The organism is Streptomyces sp. NPDC048671 (assembly GCF_055587045.1).
The window spans coordinates 4,536-4,832 of the sequence record NZ_JBVJHB010000021.1 but is presented as its reverse complement, the minus strand read 5'-3'; the positions used below and the strand labels follow the sequence as shown (position 1 = coordinate 4,832).

Sequence of the window (297 nt, the reverse complement as noted above, 5' to 3'; positions counted from 1 at the left end):
CTGCTGGAGGCGCTGCGGGAGGCCGGGGCGGACGAACAGGTCACCGCACTGGCAGAGGGAGTCGCCGCGCACACCCCCCTCGACGACCCGAGCGCCGTCGCCTGGCTGCTGAAGGTGCTGCGGGAGGCCGGGGCGGACGAACAGACCGTCGCACTGCTGGCCCGCGACCCCGCCGCGCAAGCCTCCCTCGATGACCCGGCCGCCGTCGCCTGGCTGCTGAAGGTGCTGCGGGAGGCCGGGGCGGACGAACAGACCGTCGCACTGCTGGCCCGCGACCCCGCCGCGCAAGCCTCCCTC

General features: G+C 75.8%; 1 protein-coding gene. It reads left to right on the top strand.

The window, feature by feature from the left end; all coding sequences use genetic code 11:
• Window positions 1-297, top strand: a 297-nt coding sequence (locus tag ACZ6S6_RS33100; RefSeq protein ID WP_469708586.1) for a hypothetical protein, incomplete at both ends; no start/stop codon positions are given.